The sequence below is a fragment of the Methylomonas sp. EFPC3 genome (assembly GCF_029643245.1).
In the GTDB taxonomy this organism is placed as follows: Bacteria; Pseudomonadota; Gammaproteobacteria; order Methylococcales; family Methylomonadaceae; genus Methylomonas; species Methylomonas koyamae_B.
The window spans coordinates 1530936-1547471 of the sequence record NZ_CP116398.1 but is presented as its reverse complement, the minus strand read 5'-3'; the positions used below and the strand labels follow the sequence as shown (position 1 = coordinate 1547471).

At 56.6% G+C, this 16536-nt stretch carries 16 protein-coding genes; 9 read left to right on the top strand and 7 right to left on the bottom strand.

Translation table 11 applies throughout. From position 1 onward, the window contains the following. Window positions 1–51 precede the first annotated feature (51 nt). Together dnaJ and dapB are read left to right on the top strand one after the other, a co-directional pair. A complete protein-coding gene (gene dnaJ / locus PL263_RS06980) occupies window positions 52–1188 on the top strand; it encodes a molecular chaperone DnaJ (RefSeq protein ID WP_140913285.1) in 1137 nt (378 codons plus the stop codon). A gap of 3 nt (window positions 1189–1191) precedes the next feature. Beyond that, complete coding sequence (dapB, locus tag PL263_RS06975) at window positions 1192–1998, top strand: 4-hydroxy-tetrahydrodipicolinate reductase (protein WP_278212325.1); 807 nt, start codon at window positions 1192–1194, stop codon at window positions 1996–1998. Window positions 1999–2058: 60 nt separating this feature from the next. Here the strand turns inward: dapB and PL263_RS06970 are convergent, their stop codons facing one another. After that, window positions 2059–2496, bottom strand: coding sequence for an NUDIX hydrolase (locus tag PL263_RS06970; RefSeq protein WP_278212324.1), 438 nt, complete (start codon window positions 2494–2496; stop codon window positions 2059–2061). Between the two features lie 201 nt (window positions 2497–2697). Here PL263_RS06970 and rapA point away from each other — a divergent pair, with 201 nt between their 5' ends. Continuing rightward, complete coding sequence (gene rapA / locus PL263_RS06965; protein WP_278212323.1) at window positions 2698–5463, top strand: RNA polymerase-associated protein RapA; 2766 nt, start codon at window positions 2698–2700, stop codon at window positions 5461–5463. A gap of 3 nt (window positions 5464–5466) precedes the next feature. On the opposite strand, the gene PL263_RS06960 is transcribed toward rapA, so the two are convergent. Further along, complete coding sequence (locus PL263_RS06960) at window positions 5467–5823, bottom strand: PilZ domain-containing protein (RefSeq protein ID WP_278212322.1); 357 nt, start codon at window positions 5821–5823, stop codon at window positions 5467–5469. Window positions 5824–5972: 149 nt separating this feature from the next. On the opposite strand from PL263_RS06960, the gene PL263_RS06955 reads away from it, so the two are divergent. Further along, window positions 5973–7277, top strand: coding sequence for a DEAD/DEAH box helicase (locus tag PL263_RS06955; RefSeq protein ID WP_278212321.1), 1305 nt, complete (start codon window positions 5973–5975; stop codon window positions 7275–7277). Here the strand turns inward: PL263_RS06955 and PL263_RS06950 are convergent. Further along, on the bottom strand, window positions 7264–7566 hold the full coding sequence (locus PL263_RS06950) for a cupin domain-containing protein (RefSeq protein ID WP_347568942.1): 303 nt from the start codon (window positions 7564–7566) through the stop codon (window positions 7264–7266). The genes PL263_RS06955 and PL263_RS06950 overlap by 14 nt on opposite strands. A gap of 83 nt (window positions 7567–7649) precedes the next feature. Between PL263_RS06950 and PL263_RS06945 the strand changes: the two genes are divergently transcribed. Continuing rightward, on the top strand, window positions 7650–8294 hold the full coding sequence (locus PL263_RS06945; RefSeq protein WP_278212319.1) for a DoxX family protein: 645 nt from the start codon (window positions 7650–7652) through the stop codon (window positions 8292–8294). 57 nt (window positions 8295–8351) lie between these two features. On the opposite strand, the gene PL263_RS06940 is transcribed toward PL263_RS06945, so the two are convergent. Next, window positions 8352–8657 carry a DUF2288 domain-containing protein gene (locus PL263_RS06940; RefSeq protein WP_140913292.1) on the bottom strand — a complete coding sequence of 102 codons (306 nt, stop codon included), beginning with the start codon at window positions 8655–8657 and terminating at the stop codon, window positions 8352–8354. Window positions 8658–8743: 86 nt separating this feature from the next. On the opposite strand from PL263_RS06940, the gene PL263_RS06935 reads away from it, so the two are divergent. Further along, on the top strand, window positions 8744–9451 hold the full coding sequence (locus PL263_RS06935) for a hypothetical protein (protein WP_140913293.1): 708 nt from the start codon (window positions 8744–8746) through the stop codon (window positions 9449–9451). Window positions 9452–9534: 83 nt separating this feature from the next. Here PL263_RS06935 and grxD read toward each other — a convergent pair whose 3' ends face one another. The 3 genes from grxD to PL263_RS06920 form a co-directional block, all read right to left on the bottom strand. Next, entirely contained in the window at window positions 9535–9849 is a 315-nt protein-coding gene (grxD, locus tag PL263_RS06930) for a Grx4 family monothiol glutaredoxin (protein WP_278212318.1), read from the bottom strand. A 269-nt stretch (window positions 9850–10118) separates the two neighbouring features. Then, window positions 10119–10790: a ribulose-phosphate 3-epimerase gene (gene rpe, locus PL263_RS06925; protein WP_140913295.1), complete on the bottom strand. Its 672-nt coding sequence runs from the start codon at window positions 10788–10790 to the stop codon at window positions 10119–10121. A gap of 85 nt (window positions 10791–10875) precedes the next feature. After that, a complete protein-coding gene (locus PL263_RS06920; RefSeq protein ID WP_278212317.1) occupies window positions 10876–13257 on the bottom strand; it encodes an EAL domain-containing protein in 2382 nt (793 codons plus the stop codon). A gap of 535 nt (window positions 13258–13792) precedes the next feature. Here PL263_RS06920 and PL263_RS06915 point away from each other — a divergent pair. The 3 genes from PL263_RS06915 (at window position 13793) to PL263_RS06905 (ending at window position 16513) form a co-directional block, all read left to right on the top strand. Continuing rightward, complete coding sequence (locus PL263_RS06915) at window positions 13793–14359, top strand: thioredoxin family protein (RefSeq protein ID WP_278212316.1); 567 nt, start codon at window positions 13793–13795, stop codon at window positions 14357–14359. Between the two features lie 111 nt (window positions 14360–14470). Beyond that, window positions 14471–15508 (top strand): YjgN family protein, encoded by a 1038-nt coding sequence (locus PL263_RS06910; protein WP_278212315.1) that lies wholly within the window; start codon window positions 14471–14473, stop codon window positions 15506–15508. Next, the gene (locus tag PL263_RS06905) at window positions 15509–16513 is read left to right on the top strand and encodes a M48 family metallopeptidase (RefSeq protein ID WP_278212314.1); all 1005 of its coding nucleotides are present in this window, start codon (window positions 15509–15511) and stop codon (window positions 16511–16513) included. The last annotated feature ends 23 nt before the right edge of the window (window positions 16514–16536 follow it).

Genomic DNA, 16536 nt, shown 5'->3' with positions numbered 1-16536 from the left:
CAATTCAATATCTTAATTAACCGCCGGTTTCCGCCGGCGGTTTTCCTCGTTATGGCAAAAGAAGATTTTTACAAACTGCTGGAAGTGGATCGCAACGCCAGCGAAGCCGAAATTAAAAAAAGCTATCGCAAGATGGCGATGAAATACCATCCGGACCGCAACAAGGATAATCCGGACGAGGCCGAGAAAAAATTCAAGCTGATCAAGGAAGCTTACGAGGTTTTGTCGGACTCGAAAAAACGCGCGGCTTACGACCAATTCGGCCATGCCGGTGTCGATCCGTCAATGGGCGGCGGTCGTGGCGGTTTTACCGGGGCCGAGAGTTTCAGCGATATTTTCGGCGATGTCTTCGGCGATATTTTCGGCGGCGGCCGCCAGCAGCGCAGCAGCGTACAGCGCGGTGCCGACTTGCGTTATAACCTGGAATTGACGTTGGAAGAGGCAGTCGGCGGTACCGAAGCCACCGTTAAGGTACCGGTGCTGGTCGCGTGCGGCGAATGTAACGGTAGCGGCGCGAAGAAGGGCAGCAGTCCTGTCACTTGTACTACTTGCCACGGCCACGGCCAGGTGCGGATGCAGCAAGGCTTTTTCTCGGTGCAGCAAACCTGTCCGACCTGCCGCGGCACCGGCAAGCAAATCAAGGACCCGTGCCCGAAATGCTACGGCCAGGGTCGGGTGCAGGAAACCAAAACCCTCAATGTCAAGGTGCCGCCTGGCGTGGATACCGGCGACCGCATCCGTTTGGCGGGCGAGGGCGAGGCCGGCCTGAACGGCGGCCCATCCGGCGATTTGTACGTGCAAGTTCAGGTCAAGGACCATCCGATCTTCACCCGCGACGGCGCCAACTTGTATTGCGAAGTGCCGATCAGTTTCCCGATGGCCTGTCTGGGCGGCGATTTGGAAGTACCGACCCTGGACGGCAAGGTCATGCTGAAAATTCCGCCGGAAACTCAAACCGGCCGCATGTTCCGCTTGCGCGGCAAGGGGGTCAAGCCGGTCAGAGGCGGCGCAGTCGGCGATTTGCTGTGCAAAGTGCAGCTGGAAACCCCGGTGCACTTGACCAAGGACCAGAAAGCCTTGATCGAGAAACTCGGCGAGTCCTTGTCCGGCGGCGGCAAACACCACAGTCCGCAAGAACACAGCTGGATGGACGGTGTGAAAAACTTCTTCGACAAACTGACAGGATAAGCCATGCAAAGAATCGCGGTTGCCGGCGCTTCCGGGCGCATGGGCTTATGTTTGATCAAAGCGGCACTGGCCGCCCAGCAGGCCGAATTGACCGTTGCGGTATCGCGGCCGGGCAGTCTGGCCGTCGGCCGGGATGCCGGCGAATTGGCCGGTCTGGCGCCGGCTGGGGTAAGCGTTACCGACGATTTGGCGGCGGTTGCCGACCGCTTCGACGTCTTGATCGATTTTACCCGGCCCGACGCGTCGATGAATTACATCGATATTTGCCGCCAGGCCGGGAAAAAAGTGGTGATCGGCACCACCGGTTATTCCGACGCGCAGAAAGCGGCCATAGCGGCCGCGGCTGACGACGTGGCGATGGTGATTGCGCCTAACTTCAGTGTCGGCGTCAATCTCTCGCTCAAATTGTTGGAAATGACCGCGAGAGTGATGGGCGATTACACCGATATCGAGGTGATCGAAGCCCACCACCGCCATAAAGTCGATGCGCCGTCCGGTACCGCATTGCGGATGGGCGAAGTCGTCGCGGCCGCGTTGGGGCGCGATCTGAAAGACTGCGCGATTTACGGTCGGGAAGGTGAAACCGGCGCCCGCGACCGCAAAACCATCGGTTTTTCGACCATTCGTGCCGGCGATATCGTCGGCGAGCATACGGTAATGTTTGCCGACGAAGGCGAGCGGGTCGAAATTACCCACAAGGCCAGCAGCCGGATGACGTTTGCCAACGGTGCGGTGCGCGCGGCAATTTGGTTGGCCGACAAACCCAGAGGCCTGTTCGATATGCAGGACGTGCTGGGCTTGAAAACTTGAGCCTGGCACGGTAACGGCCGGGTTCGAGCCCGGCCTCAACGTCTTAAAATCAGCAATATCTTATATTCGCAGCGGCGTTACTGCGCCGGCCAGTTTATAATGCCGGTAGTCGGCGATAACCTGGGCGTGATCGAAAGCCAGAACGGCCGGCAAACTGTCGAATGTAAACAATCCGCAATTTTTCGCATCGTCCGCCGCCAACGGTTCGCCGTGGGCCGTTGCCAAATATACGGCAGTGACGGTGTGGTTACGCGGATCCCGGGCCGGGTTGGAATAAAGCCCGAGCAATGCGGTCAGTTCGACGTCCAATCCGGTTTCCTCCTTCGCTTCCCGAATCGCCGCATGTTCGACGGTCTCGCCGACGTCGACGAAGCCGCCGGGTACCGCCCAACCATAAGGCGGATATTTGCGTTCGATCAATACGAACGGGCGTTGCGGATGGTCGATCAATTCGATCAGGATGTCGGCGGCAAGTAGCGGTGTAATCGGTTTCGGCATAGCGGTCACGAGGCTGAGTTAAACGTTAGAATATCGATTGGCGTTAGTTTATACCGGTTTATACCGGTAGCCGAAATGTGCGTGGCTCAGCAAAACGGCGTTTTCGGTTTGGCATGTCTGCCGGCCGGACTATAGTGCTATCGGGGAACCGACCGATGGCTCGAGTCTGTGCCGACTGGAAATTAAATAAAAAAGAAATACATGAACGAATTTATTCCCGGCCAACGCTGGATCAGTAACACCGAATCGGAACTGGGTTTGGGCATGGTCGTCGAGGCCGAAGCCAATCGCGTCACCGTCTTGTTTTTAGCGACCGGCGACCGGCGGGTCTATGCCAAGGACAATGCGCCGCTGACGCGGGTCCAGTTCAGCGCAGGCGACGTTATCGAATCGGTGGAATACGCCAAGATCACGGTGCAGCAGGTACAGCAACACGCCGGCCTGCTGACCTATATCGGCTTGGATGAAGACGGTCAGTTGCAGCAAGTCGACGAAATGGAATTGAACCACCATATTCAATTCAACAAGCCGCAAGATCGCTTGTTTACCGGCCAATTCGACCCGACCGCCTGGTTTTTGCTGCGTTACGAGACCTGGCGCCGGCAACAGCAACATCAACAATCCGCCGTTAAAGGCTTGCAGGGCGCCCGCGCTGCGCTGATTCCGCACCAGTTGTACATCGCTCACCAGGCCGCAAACCGCTCCGAGCCTCGCATCATGCTGGCCGACGAGGTCGGTTTGGGCAAAACCATTGAAGCCGGTTTGATCATTCAGCACCGCTTGATCAACGGACTGAGCCGGCGGGTCTTGATTCTGGTGCCGGAAAGCCTGATGTACCAATGGCTGGTAGAAATGCTGCGCCGCTTCAATTTGCGTTTCAGCCTGTTTGACGAGTCGCGCTGCATGTCGTTTGCCGACGAAGGCAATCCGTTTCTGCATGAGCAATTGATCCTGTGCAGCCAGCAGTTCTTCGCCGACTTTCCCGAGCGGCGCGAGCAGGCGCTCGATGCCGGCTGGGATTTGGTCGTGGTCGACGAGGCCCACCATCTGGAATGGAGCGCGGAGGCGCCGAGCGAGGAATATCTGTTCGTCGAGCAGCTGGCCGCGGCGGCGCCGGGCTTGGTGTTATTGACCGCTACCCCGGAGCAATTGGGCAAGGAAAGTCATTTCGCCCGCCTGCGCCTGTTGGATCCGGACCGTTTTTACGATTTTCAGCAATTTCTGGCGGAGGAAAGCCAGTTCGAGCCGGTCGCCCGTCTGGCGAATCTGTTGATAGCCGGCGAAAGATTGGATGCCGAGCAGCAAGCGCTGTTGCAAAAGTTGCTGCAGCACGACAATGTCGACAACTGGTTGCAGCAAGTCAACGCAGAAGACGGTGGCGCGCGCGAAGAGTTGATCAAGCTGTTGTTGGATCACCATGGTACCGGGCGGATTTTGTATCGCAATTCGCGGCATACCGTACAGGGCTTTCCCGACCGGCAACGCCACGCCTATCCGTTGCAGGGCGAGGATAGCGCCGATTTGGCCAACAGTCCTTACTTGCATTGGCTGGTTGCTAAGTTAAAAGCGTTGGGTGACGAAAAAGCCTTGCTGATTTGCAAACGGGCCGACACTGCGATCCAATTGGAACAGTTGCTACGGCACCATGTCGGTCATACTGCGGCGGTGTTTCACGAAGGCATGAGCATCGTCGAGCGCGACCGCGCCGCCGCGTTTTTCGCCGACGAAGAGAGCAGGGCGCAGCTGTTGGTGTGTTCGGAAATCGGCAGCGAAGGCCGCAATTTCCAATTCGTGAGGCATTTGATTCTGTTCGACTTGCCGGAAAATCCGGATTTACTGCAACAACGCATCGGCCGCCTGGACCGGATCGGGCAGAAGCACGTGATTCAGATCCATATCCCGTATCTGGTCGGCAGCGCCCAGCATGTGCTCTACCGTTGGTACGAGGAAGGTTTGGATGCGTTCAGGCACAACTGTTCCGGGGCCGCACAAGTGTTGAAATTGCTCGGCAGCGAATTGGACCAGGTATTGCACGGGCGCGAACCGGCCGCCATCGAGACGTTGCTTGCCAAAACCCGCGACTTGAACAGCCGGGTGGAAGAAGAACTGCACAAGGGCCGCGATTTATTGCTGGAACTCAACTCCTGCCGGCCGCAGGAGGCTGCGCATTTGGTGGAAACGATCTATCAGAACGAGCGGGACGGCAGTTTGTGGCCTTACATGGAGGCGATGTTCGATTGTTACGGGGTCGATGTCGAGGACCATTCCCGGGATTGCTACATCTTATGGCCCAGCGAAAACTTGCGCATCGCCCATTTTCCGATGCTGCAGGACGACGGCCTGACCGTCACGGTCGACCGCGACATCGCCTTGGCCCGCGAGGACATGCAGTTTCTGACGGCTGAGCATCCGATGGTGTTGTCGGCGATGGATTTGGTATTGTCCAGCGAGACCGGTAACGCGGCGGTCAGCGTGGTCAAACATCCGCAGTTGAAAGCCGGCCAGTTTTTGTTGGAGCTATTGTTCGTGGCCGAATGCAGCGCACCGGCCGAATTGCAGCTCGGTCGGTTTTTGCCGCACACGCCGATCCGCATCCTGGTCGACCAAAACAAACAAGATCTGACGGCGGCCGTCGGCCACGATAGTCTGACCGAGACCGGAGACAGCTTCGATAAGCTGCAGGTCGCCCAGTTTTTGCACAGCCAGCGCCAGCACATTCAGGACATGATCCTGGTGGCCGAGCGGCTGGCTGCGGCACAGATGCAAAGGTTGGTTACCGAGAGCGGCAACCGGATGATCGCGGCCTTGACCGGCGAGATCAAGCGGCTGGTGCGCTTGAAAAAGATCAATCCGGGTATCAAACCGCAAGAAATCGAACAACTGAAACAGAAAACCATGCTGTCTCACGAATGCATCCAGGATACCCAGTTACGGCTGGATGCGGTGCGGTTCGTGATTACCAGTTAGCGCTCAATGCGTCTTGATAAATACGGTGGAGTTATCCAGTTCGATGCATTCGAACATCACATCGTCGATAGAGCCGTCGATGTGATCCACGTAATGCACGCCGCATTCGGAGTCGTTTTGTTGGTGTTTCAGGATGCCGTGGACGCTGAAGCAGGTGCCGGATTCGGGCAGCGTCATCGTGATTTTGATATGGCCGATGATTTCTGCCGCGATCGGTTGTTTCAGTCTGACGCGAATTCCGCTGTAACTGATGTCCAGAATATCGGCATCCAGTGCGATTTCCTGTTCAGCGGAGTAAAAGCGCAGGCCGGCTTGCAGGCCTTTGGGTTGTAATCTTGGGTGATTACGTTTCTCGGTCATCGGGCGCCTCCTTAGAAAGATTAACTTGCCTGTTAGGGTGGTTATTTTAGATAAAAAAGTCGGGTTTTGCCGATTTTTGGTTGGCAAAGCGGTGCTGGATATTTTGGATTCGCGTCCGGATTGGCGGGCGCCATGTTATAGGTTGATTCATGCTATTTTCAGAGTTGGGCTTATCCGAGCAACTGCTGCGAGCGGTTGCCGAGCAAGGCTATCAGACGCCAACGCCGATTCAGGCGCAGGCGATACCGGTTATTTTGCAAGGGCGCGACGTGTTGGCCGGGGCGCAGACCGGCACCGGCAAGACGGCTGGCTTCACGTTGCCGTTACTGCACATCCTGCAGCAGCAGCCGATTCCGCAAAAGCCGCGGCCGGTCAGAGTGTTGGTGTTGACGCCGACCCGCGAATTGACCATGCAGGTCTACGAAAGCGTCAGAACGTACGGCAAGCATCTGCCCTTGTTTGCCGAAGCGATTTTCGGCGGCGTCAGTATCAATCCGCAGATTCAGAAAATCCGCCGCGGCACCGATATCGTTGTCGCGACGCCGGGACGCTTGCTGGATTTGATTCAGCAGCAGCATTTGGATCTGTCCAGTGTCGAGCATTTCGTGTTGGACGAGGCCGACCGCATGCTGGATATGGGCTTCATCCGCGATATTCGCAAAATCATCGCGCTGTTGCCGGAAAAACGCCAAAACCTGTTGTTTTCGGCGACGTATGCCCCGGAGATCAGCGCACTTGCCGAGCAATTGCTGAACGACCCGGTCGGGATCGCCGTGGCCAAACGCAATGCGGCCGCAGATACTGTTTCGCAATTGGTTTACGGCATTCAGCGCGAGTACAAACGCGAACTGTTGTCGTATTTGATCGGTCACGGCCATTGGCAACAAGTGTTGGTTTTCGTCCGTACCAAACACGGTGCGGACCGCTTATGTAAGCAATTGATCAAAGACGGCATTCGCTGCGCGGCCTTGCACGGCGACAAGAGTCAGGGCGCCCGGGTTCGGGCTTTGGACGATTTCAAGAAAGGCACGATTACCGCGTTGATCGCGACCGACATTGCGGCGCGCGGCCTGGATATCGATCAATTGCCGCATGTGGTCAACTTCGATTTGCCGCAGGTTGCCGAGGATTACGTCCATCGCATCGGCCGTACCGGCCGCGCCGGTGCCGAAGGGCAGGCTATTTCGTTGGTGGATCCGGAAGAGGCGCATCTGTTGGCGGCAATCGAAAAGTTATTGAAACGGCAGATTCCGCGCATCGCCGATACCGGTTATCCGCGAGTGTCGCTGGAGTCTGGCAACGCCAAGCCGCCGGCAAAGCCGGTGGCGGCGCGGTCCAAACCGCAGCAAACCGGGCGCCGCGCCCAATCCGGTACCGAAAAGCCCGAGCTGGGCAAACGCAGCCAGCCGCGCAAACCGCGCCGTGGCAACACTAACGCCGCTAAGCCTCGTTAGCGGCGGCAGCGCCGATGTGGATAGCCAGCCAGACTGTATCCTGGTCCGGGCTGGTCCAATCGACCCGGTGCTGGCAATGAGCCGGGATCATCACATAGTCTCCGGAAGACATCTCTAGCGCTGGCGCCGTTTTAAAACTCAGCCGCGCAGCGCCTTGCAGTACCATGACCCATTCGTCCCAGGCCTGATCGTACCAGGCATCCGTTTCGGTGAAATGCCCGCGTGAGACGATGCGCTCGATGCGCAGATTGGGCGCGGCGAGCAAGGTTTGGCATAATTCATCTGGCAACTGAACTGGAATGCCTGTAAAAATAGACGAACTGCTGATGCGCATAAGGCAGATAAAAATAAAAATTTTGGGGGAGGTTACGAATGAATACTACGCCGTTTAACACACTAATTCAGACTTTCATCGGCAATATACCCGACGCGATGCGGCTGTCCAGCCGCTTATGCGACAAAGCCAGAGCCTTGGATTTTCTGGCACCGCTGCTGATCCGCTTGTATTTGGCCCCGGTGTTCTGGATGGCCGGGACCAAGAAATTCGCCAATTTTTCCGATACGGCCGAATGGTTCGGCAATGGTGACTGGGGCTTAGGTTTGCCCGCGCCTTACGTGCTGGTGTTTTTGGTGGCGCTGTTCGAACTGGTCGGAGCGTTATGTATGTTATTGGGTTTTGCGACCCGGCCGATTTGCCTGCCGTTGATGGTGATCATGGCGGTTGCCGCCGTCACCGCGCATTTGCAAAACGGTTGGCTGGCGATCGCCACCGGCAGCGGAATTTTTGCCACCGACCGGACGGTCGGCGCCATCGAACGCCTGGAGCGGGCCAAGGAAATTTTGCAGGCGCAAGGCGACTACGATTGGATCACCGAACACGGTGCGTTGGTCGTTTTGAATAACGGCATCGAATTTGCCGCAACTTATTTGGTGATGCTGCTGGCTCTATTTTTCTTGGGCGGTGGCCGTTTTGTCAGCGCCGATTACTGGTTGCGCCGCCGGTACGGAATTGACTGATAGTATCGCCACGCCGGCAAACTCTTGCTTGGGTGCAAGGTATCCATCGGTAACGCTTCAGTTGCGATAATTCTGTACCAGCACCCAAGGTTTGACTACCACGGCCCAGACCGAGCTGTCGGCGGCAACCCAATCAGAAGCTTGGGCGTCGGAAACGTGGCCGACTTGTCCGGCATTCAGCCAAGCCTCGACCTGGCTTTTGTTATCCAACGCAAATTGGCTGGCGACCTCGATCAAATCCAATTCGTCGGCAACGGCTATTGCCAGGCCGGCGGCAAAAAAACGCTGCAATTCCGACCAGGGAATAGTCGACGTTTCCAGATTCATCTTGGCTTTTTCCAGATCGGCTAAGGTCTCGCTCATTTACATTTTCCGGTTGTGGCGGGATGTTGTAGTATGCTGCGCTATTTTATCGCAACCCGGTTTTAAAACAGAAATGAGGAATTTTCATGTCGTTGTTGAGTTCATTTAAGAAGCGTTCGACCTTGGATGCCGCCATCAAACAAGTCGCTCAAGCCCGCAAAAGCGAAGGCAGCAAGGCCGAGCAACTGTATAAAGGCGCCTACCAAGGCTTCGCCAGCGTTATCGCCGACCATTTGATTGTATCCGAAGCACTTTATCACTGGGGATTTGGGCTGTTACACGAAGCCAGAAGTCTGGACGCACAACAAGCGATTGAAATCTACGAAGACGCGATTTCCAAATTTTCGTTTTGCTTGCTGACCGCACCGCATTATCTGGGAGCGGCCATCGACGGCGGCGTCGCCTTCATGGAACTGGCTCGCATCAGTCCGGATTCGGCAAAGCCGGAGTTGTACAAATTCGCCGAGGACTTTTTCGAAAAGGCCGGAGCAATTCAAAAAGGCAGTGCGGCTTACAATTTGGCTTGCATTCACGCGTTACGCGGCGACCACGATGCTTGCCTTAAAGCGTTGCAAACCGCTCGCGAATTCGGCAGTTTGCCGGACGAGCAGAACATTTTGCAGGACGCCGACATGGTCGCGGTAATCGATAGTCAGTGGTTCAAGGATTTTCTGGAGGAGCTGCGCAAACAACCGGAGCCGGCAACGGCGGACGAGACCAAAGATCAGCCGGTAGACGTTGAGCCGCGTTTTAAATTGGAAAAGAAGGAAGATTTCGATTACTACTCGAAATAGTCTTTGCTATCCGGCGGCGGTCGCCTGCCGGTTCGGTCAAACCCCGCGAGCGCGCCGCCGGGCGGGGTTTGTTGAGTACGGATTTATTGCTTGGCGCCAGCTAACATGGTCGCCAGTTCGCCTTTGTTGTACAAATCGGTGACGATGTCGCAACCGCCTACCAATTGGCCGTCGATATACAGTTGCGGGTAAGTCGGCCAATTCGAATATTCCTTCAGCGCTTCCCTTAATTCCTGGTCTTCGAAAATATTGAAGTGGTTGTATTCGGCGTTACAGGCTTCCAATATTTGCACCACCCGGCTGGAAAAGCCGCATTGCGGAAATTCAGGCGTGCCTTTCATGTACAACAGTACGCGGTTTTCGGATAACTGATTTTGAATTTTTTCAATAATACTCATGGTTGATCTCGGTTGCTAAACGTTATTCGGATTCTATCGATCGCCATTGCGGATTAGAAGTTCAACTTCAAAACCATGGCTGGAGACTACAAACATACCGGTAAAACCGAGCATGCGGTAATGACTCTGCACAACTCAAGCAATATCGGTGCCAGCAATGCTTTAGTCGAACAGGTTCAGATTCAGCCCGCATCGGCGGCAGGCGAGGGTAGCGAAAAGCTTTCGCTAAAGCCGCTCCTTCAGATTCCAGAGCGGCCTGCCGATCAAGCTTATTTGGCTTTGGCCAATTCCGCGCGCATTTCGTCGATCACGGCTTTGTAGTCCGGTTTGCCGAAGATCGCGGAACCGGCAACGAAAGTATCGGCGCCGGCTTCTTTGATCTCGCGGATGTTGTCCACTTTCACGCCGCCGTCGATCTCCAGGCGGATATCGAAGCCGCTGTCGTCAATGATCTTTCTGACCTGGCGCAGCTTGTCCAGCGCCGACGGAATGAAGGATTGGCCGCCGAAGCCGGGGTTGACCGACATCAACAGGATCATGTCGCATTTATCCAGCACGTGGTCCAGAAAAGACAACGGTGTCGCCGGGTTGAACACCAGACCGGATTTGCAGCCGTGGTCGCGGATCATTTGCAGGCTACGGTCGATGTGGCGCGAGGCTTCCGGATGGAAGGTAATGTAACTGGCGCCGGCTTTGGCGAAATCCGGAATGATGCGGTCGACCGGTTCGACCATCAAATGGACGTCGATCGGTGCGGTGACGCCGTGCTTGCGCAGCGCTTCGCAGACCAATGGACCGATAGTCAAATTAGGCACAAAATGGTTGTCCATCACATCGAAATGCACGATATCCGCACCGGCATTTAAAACATTAACGACTTCTTCGCCCAAGCGCGCGAAGTCTGCGGAAAGAATGGAAGGTGCAATCAGATTGTCAGCCATCTTTTGATCCTTATAGGTCGGGTTAAAAAGCGGCATTATAACTTTTTTCCGCAGTTTGGCTAAAACCGGGATGGGCAGCGGCCGACTAAGATGCCGTTTCCAGCCGTTCCTGGCGGTATGTGGCTAAAAAAGCCGCAAATTCCGCCGCACTCAGTGGGGCGCTGGTCAAAAATCCTTGGTATAAATCGCATTGCCGGCCTTTTAAAAACGCCAGCTGCTCGGCAGTCTCGACGCCCTCGGCGATGACTCGCATGCGCAGGTTTTTGGCCATGGCGATGATTGTCGCGGTGATTTCCATGTCGTCGCTATGGTGCGGAATATCTTCGATAAAACTCCGGTCGATCTTCAACACGTCCAGCGGCAGTGATTTCAGATTGGCCAGCGACGAATAACCGGTACCGAAATCGTCGATCGCCAGGTGCACCCCTAAATCGTGTAAATTGTGCAGAATTTGGATCGCTTCCTTTTCACGCTTCATCAACGCGCTTTCCGTCAATTCCAGTTCCAGCAGATGAGCCGGGAAGCCGGTTTCCTGTAAGGTTTTGGTGACCACACTGCGGATATCGCTGTGCAGGAATTGTTGCGGCGACAGATTGACCGCCAACCGCAACGGAGGCAAGCCGGCGTCCAACCATTCCCGGCCTTGGCGGCAAGTCTCGCGTAACACCCAATTGCCGATCACAGTGATTAATCCGGATTCTTCGGCGATCGGAATGAAGTGAGCCGGCGAAATCAAGTCTCCCGCTACGGTCAGCCAACGCACCAGCGCCTCCGCGGCGAGAATCTCGCCGGATTCGACATCGATTTGCGGTTGGAAAAATACCCGTAATTCGCCGCGCTCTACCGCTTGGCGCAGGCGGATTTCGATATCGATACGTTCGCGGGCGGCGCGGGTCAATGCTTCGGAAAAGTACTTGAACCGGTTGCGGCCTTCGTTTTTGGCTTGGTAGAGTGCGGTGTCGGCGTGCTGGATCAACTCGTCCGGGCTGGTACCGTGCTCCGGAAACAGCGAAATACCGACGCTGACGCCGATGCGCACCTCGTTGCCACCGGGCAAACGCCAAGTTTGGCTCAAGGTCTTGATGATTTGGGTGGCGACGTGGGCCGCGGTTTCCGGATGGCCGATGTCTTCCAGTAAGATCACAAATTCGTCGCCGCCCAGGCGGCATACGGTATCGGAGCTGCGCAGGCGTGCAGTCAATTGCTGGGCGACCATTTGCAGCAAATTGTCGCCGGCCAAATGGCCGAAGCTGTCGTTGACATCCTTGAAACGGTCAAGGTCCAACATTAGCACCGCCATTTGCGCCGATTGGCGCCGAGTTTTTTCGATCGCATGCTGTAGGCGAGACAGAAACAGCATTCGGTTCGGCAGTTTGGTCAGCGGGTCGTGATGGGCCAGAAATTCCAGCTCCTTTTCCGAAGCCTTCAGTTTGGTGATGTCGGCAAACACGCCGACATAGTGGCTGACCGTGCCGTCTCCACTCCGCACGGTACTGATACTCAGTAGCTCCGGATAAATGTCACCGTGTTTCCGGCGATTCCAGATTTCGCCCTGCCAGTGGTCGGTCGTGTCGATGCTACTCCACATCTCCCGGTAAAACTCGCTATCGTGCCGGCCGGAACTGAGCAGGCGCGGACTGTTGCCGATCACTTCTTCCGCGCTGTATCCGGTAATGGTGGTGAACGCCTTGTTCACCATCATGATGCGGCGGTCGGCGTCGGTGACCATAACGCCCTCCCGGGTACTTTCAAAAACCGCTGCGGCCTGGCCGAGCGTTTCTTCGTTGGCTTTGATTTCGGAAATATCGGTAATCGTGCCGACGTAGCCCAGCAAATTTCCGGTCTCGTCCAATTCCGGCTCCGCCCGGCCTATCACCCAGCGGATTTGGCCGTCGAGGTGTTGAAACCGGTATTGCAGGGTAAAGGGCTTGGCCGCGGCTATGCAGGCGGCCCACTCGGCTTTGACGCGCTCCAGATCGTCGATGAAAATAGCGGCAGCCCAGCCGTCGCCGTGCGCCTGATGGTGGCTGAGGCCGGAAATTTCGCACCAGCGCTGGTTCACATAGTCGCAGCTTCCATCGCGATCGGTACGAAAAATACCGACCGGGGCGATCTTCGACAAGGTGTGGAACAACAGTTCGCTTTCCTGTAACGCGATTTCGGCTTGCTTGCGGGCGGTAATGTCGCGCAGAGCAATCACAAAAGCCGGGGCCGCATCCCACTCCAATGGGGTGGAACGCATTTCGGCCCAGGCGATGCCGCTGGGTCGGATCAGATTGATATCGTGGTGAACGGCTTGGTCGATGGTCACCGGGATTGCCAGTGCCTGGCCGGTCAGCGGACCGCGTTCCAGCAGTTGTTCGGCGGCTTGATTGGCGTAGAGAACGATGCCTTGCGGGTCGACCACCATCACGCCGTCGGTGATGGTGTTTAACATCAGCTTCAGTTGTTTGAGAGTCTGCGGCATCGGTTAGAGTCTGGATTAGCTTTTGGCTCTGACGGTCAGGACGCCGGCACCCTGCGTTTGGGGCGTGATTGCCGCGACTATTGGATACATCCGCGACAAGTTGCCGAGCAGTTTCTGATACAAGCCATTATCCAGAATAAAAGAGCTTGTGAAGGTTTTTATATCCGACGTTTTATCCGGAATGTTCTGGGTCGGGCGGGTTTGTTCTAACAGGTGCCGGGCGTCAGGATGCGGCGATGTCCCAAAGCGCGTCAAGCACGAATTGAACGCGCTGGGTTCAGCCGGACTCTCGTTAACCAACAAGATGGTGTTTACCATGAGATAGTTCTTTGAACGTCGAGAATAAGGATCGTGGAAATTTTAACCGGATGCTGTAACCCGGGCCGCGCTAGTCTCCAAAGTCTTAGTTTTGCAAAAACGCCAAGAATACCTCCTCGATTGCGCCAATTGCTCAAGGGGCGATGCCTGTGAAACTTTCCTGGACAAGCACTTGTTCTATAATCGCAAGCTTTTGTCTTTCCGCCAAGGAGAACTTATGGCCGCCACCGCTTCCGCGATGTTGCCGCTCGGTACCGTCGCTCCCGATTTCCGCTTGCCCGACACCGTGACCGGTCGCGAATTCGCGTTGCAGGATTTACGCGGCGAGCGGGCGACGCTGATCATGTTCATCTGCAACCATTGCCCCTACGTTTTGCACGTCAAGCAACAGCTGATCGCGATCGCCCGCGATTATGCCGACGCCGGCGTCGCAACCATCGCCATCAGCGCTAACGATGTCGCCAATTTTCCGGAGGATGCGCCGGACCAGATGAAAGCGATGATGGCCGAGTGGGGTAATCCGTTTGCCGCCTACCTGTACGACGAAACCCAGGCGGTGGCCAAGGCTTATCAGGCTGCCTGCACGCCGGACATCTATCTGTTCGATGCCGATTTGGCCTGCGTTTATCGCGGCCGGCTGGATGCGGCGACGCCAAAGAATGCCGAGCCGGTGACCGGCGCCGATTTGCGCAACGCCCTGGACGATCTGCTTGCCGGCCGGCCGGTCTGTGCCGAGCAGATTCCGAGCATAGGCTGCAATATCAAATGGAAGCCGGCCCAATAGGCCCGGTGAGTTACCCATAGGCCAGGAGCGCGCCGGCTTTTGCTGCCGATATTTTTGCCAGCTTGAGGACATGCACTATGCTTGATCCGATCATTTCACCGGGAGGCACCCATGGCAGAACAACAGGCTCAGCCGCTGCATTTCAGCGGTAGCGGCGGCGAGTATTTTCGACTTTGGATAGTCAACGTTTGTTTGAGTATCGTGACATTCGGAGTTTATTCGGCCTGGGCCAAAGTGCGGCGCAACCAGTACTTCTACCGGCATACTCGTCTGGCCGGAGCCGGTTTTGATTATCACGGCGACCCCAAAGCCATTTTGAAGGGCCGCCTGATTGCCTTTGCCCTGTTCGCCGCGTACACGCTGACTAGCGGTTTCTCGCCCGCGGCCGCGGCGATGATTCTGATGCTGATCATGGCCTTGGCGCCTTGGTTACTGGTGCGGTCGCTGCGTTTCAGATTACACAATACCAGCTACCGCGGCTTGCGCTTTGGGTTTCGCGGCCAGACCGGGCCGGCTTATCTGGCGTTTTTGCTGTGGCCGCTACTGGCCGGTTTCAGCTTGGGTTTGTTATGGCCGTTTGCCCAGCAACGCATGGCTGCCTACACCCGGAACCACAGCGCGTACGGCAGTGCCGAGTTCCGTTTTTCGGCGACGGCCGCCGCGTATTACGGAATTTACCTGATGACGCTGATGTTGGGTGTGGTTCTGTTCGCCGGTTTGACGGTATTGACCAGTGTGCTGGGAAGCAACGGTTGGTTCGCCGTGGAAGAAGGCCAGTTGACGGCAATGAGCTTGTTGCTGGCGGCGTTCGGTACCTATCTGGGGCTGCTGTTATTTGCGTATCCCTACGTCACCGCGCGTTTGCAGAATCTGGTTTGGGCGACGACGACGCTGGGCGAACACCGTTTCGTAGCCAATGTCAGCGCTTACCAGTTGCTCGGTCTGATGTTGAGTAACGTCGTGTTGGTGATACTGACGCTGGGATTGTATAAGCCGTTTGCCGATATCAGGCTGGCGCGTTACCGGATCGAACATCTGCAAGTACTGGTGGCCGGCAGTATCGACGATTTTGTGGCCGGACTGCAGGCCAACGCTTCGGCTGCTGGCGACGAAATGGCCGAGATGTTCGATTTCGATATCGGCTTGTAAATGCGGGTAGCAGCGGTTTATTACGACGGCCGTAGCGCTAAGGCTCATCCGGTCACGTTATGCCTGGAGGGCGATAAACTGCTGTTGCAGGGCAAGGAAGTGGTTCGCCGCGAGGTGTTGACGGGCCTGGAGATTCAGCCGCCGCTCGCGAGCACGCCACGGGTGGTACTGTTTGCTGACGGTGCTCGTTGCGAGGTGGCGGATAGCCGCGGCTTTGCCGAGTTGTTTCCCGGCACCGACAGCCGGGTGGCTGCGTTGGAAAATAGTTGGCGCTGGTCGGGATTGGCATTGCTGCTGGTTCTGGTGGTGGCCGGCGCCGGGTACGTGTGGGGCTTGCCTTATGCCGCGCAACGGCTGGCGGAACGTATTCCGATCGAGCTGGCCCAGAGCCTGGACCGGCAGGTTCTGGCCGATCTGGACCGGCACCTGTTGCAACCCAGCCGGTTAAGCCCTGAGCGCCAGGGGCAAATCAATGCCAAGCTCGGGAATTTGGTTTTAGCCGATGAGGCGGGGCGGCCGGCCGGATTGGAGTTCCGGGCCAGTGCGGAACTAGGTGCCAATGCCTTTGCGTTGCCGGGCGGCAATGTGGTCGTGTTGGACGCTCTGATCGAATTGGCGGATGATGACGACGAACAGATCGTCGCGGTTTTGCTTCACGAGATGGGACACGTAGCCGGTAGGCATGCCTTGCGCCAGTTGTTGCAGGCGTCCGCGCTCGGTTTGGCGCTGGCGTGGTACGTCGGCGATTTCAGCCAAGTGCTGGCCGCGGCGCCGGCCTTATTGCTGGAAGCCCGCTACTCGCGCGAATTCGAACGTGATGCCGATCAATTTGCCGCCGATGCGCTAAAGGCCAACGCCATTCCGCCCGGCCGTCTGGCGGATATGCTGCAGAAATTGGAAGCGGCCCGGCAAAGCAACTACAACCGGAAGTTTGCCGACGGTTTGGATTATCTATCCAGTCACCCGAGTAGCGAAGAGCGCATCAACCGTCTGCGCAGTCAATGAGTCGCTGCCGATTTTTCAATATC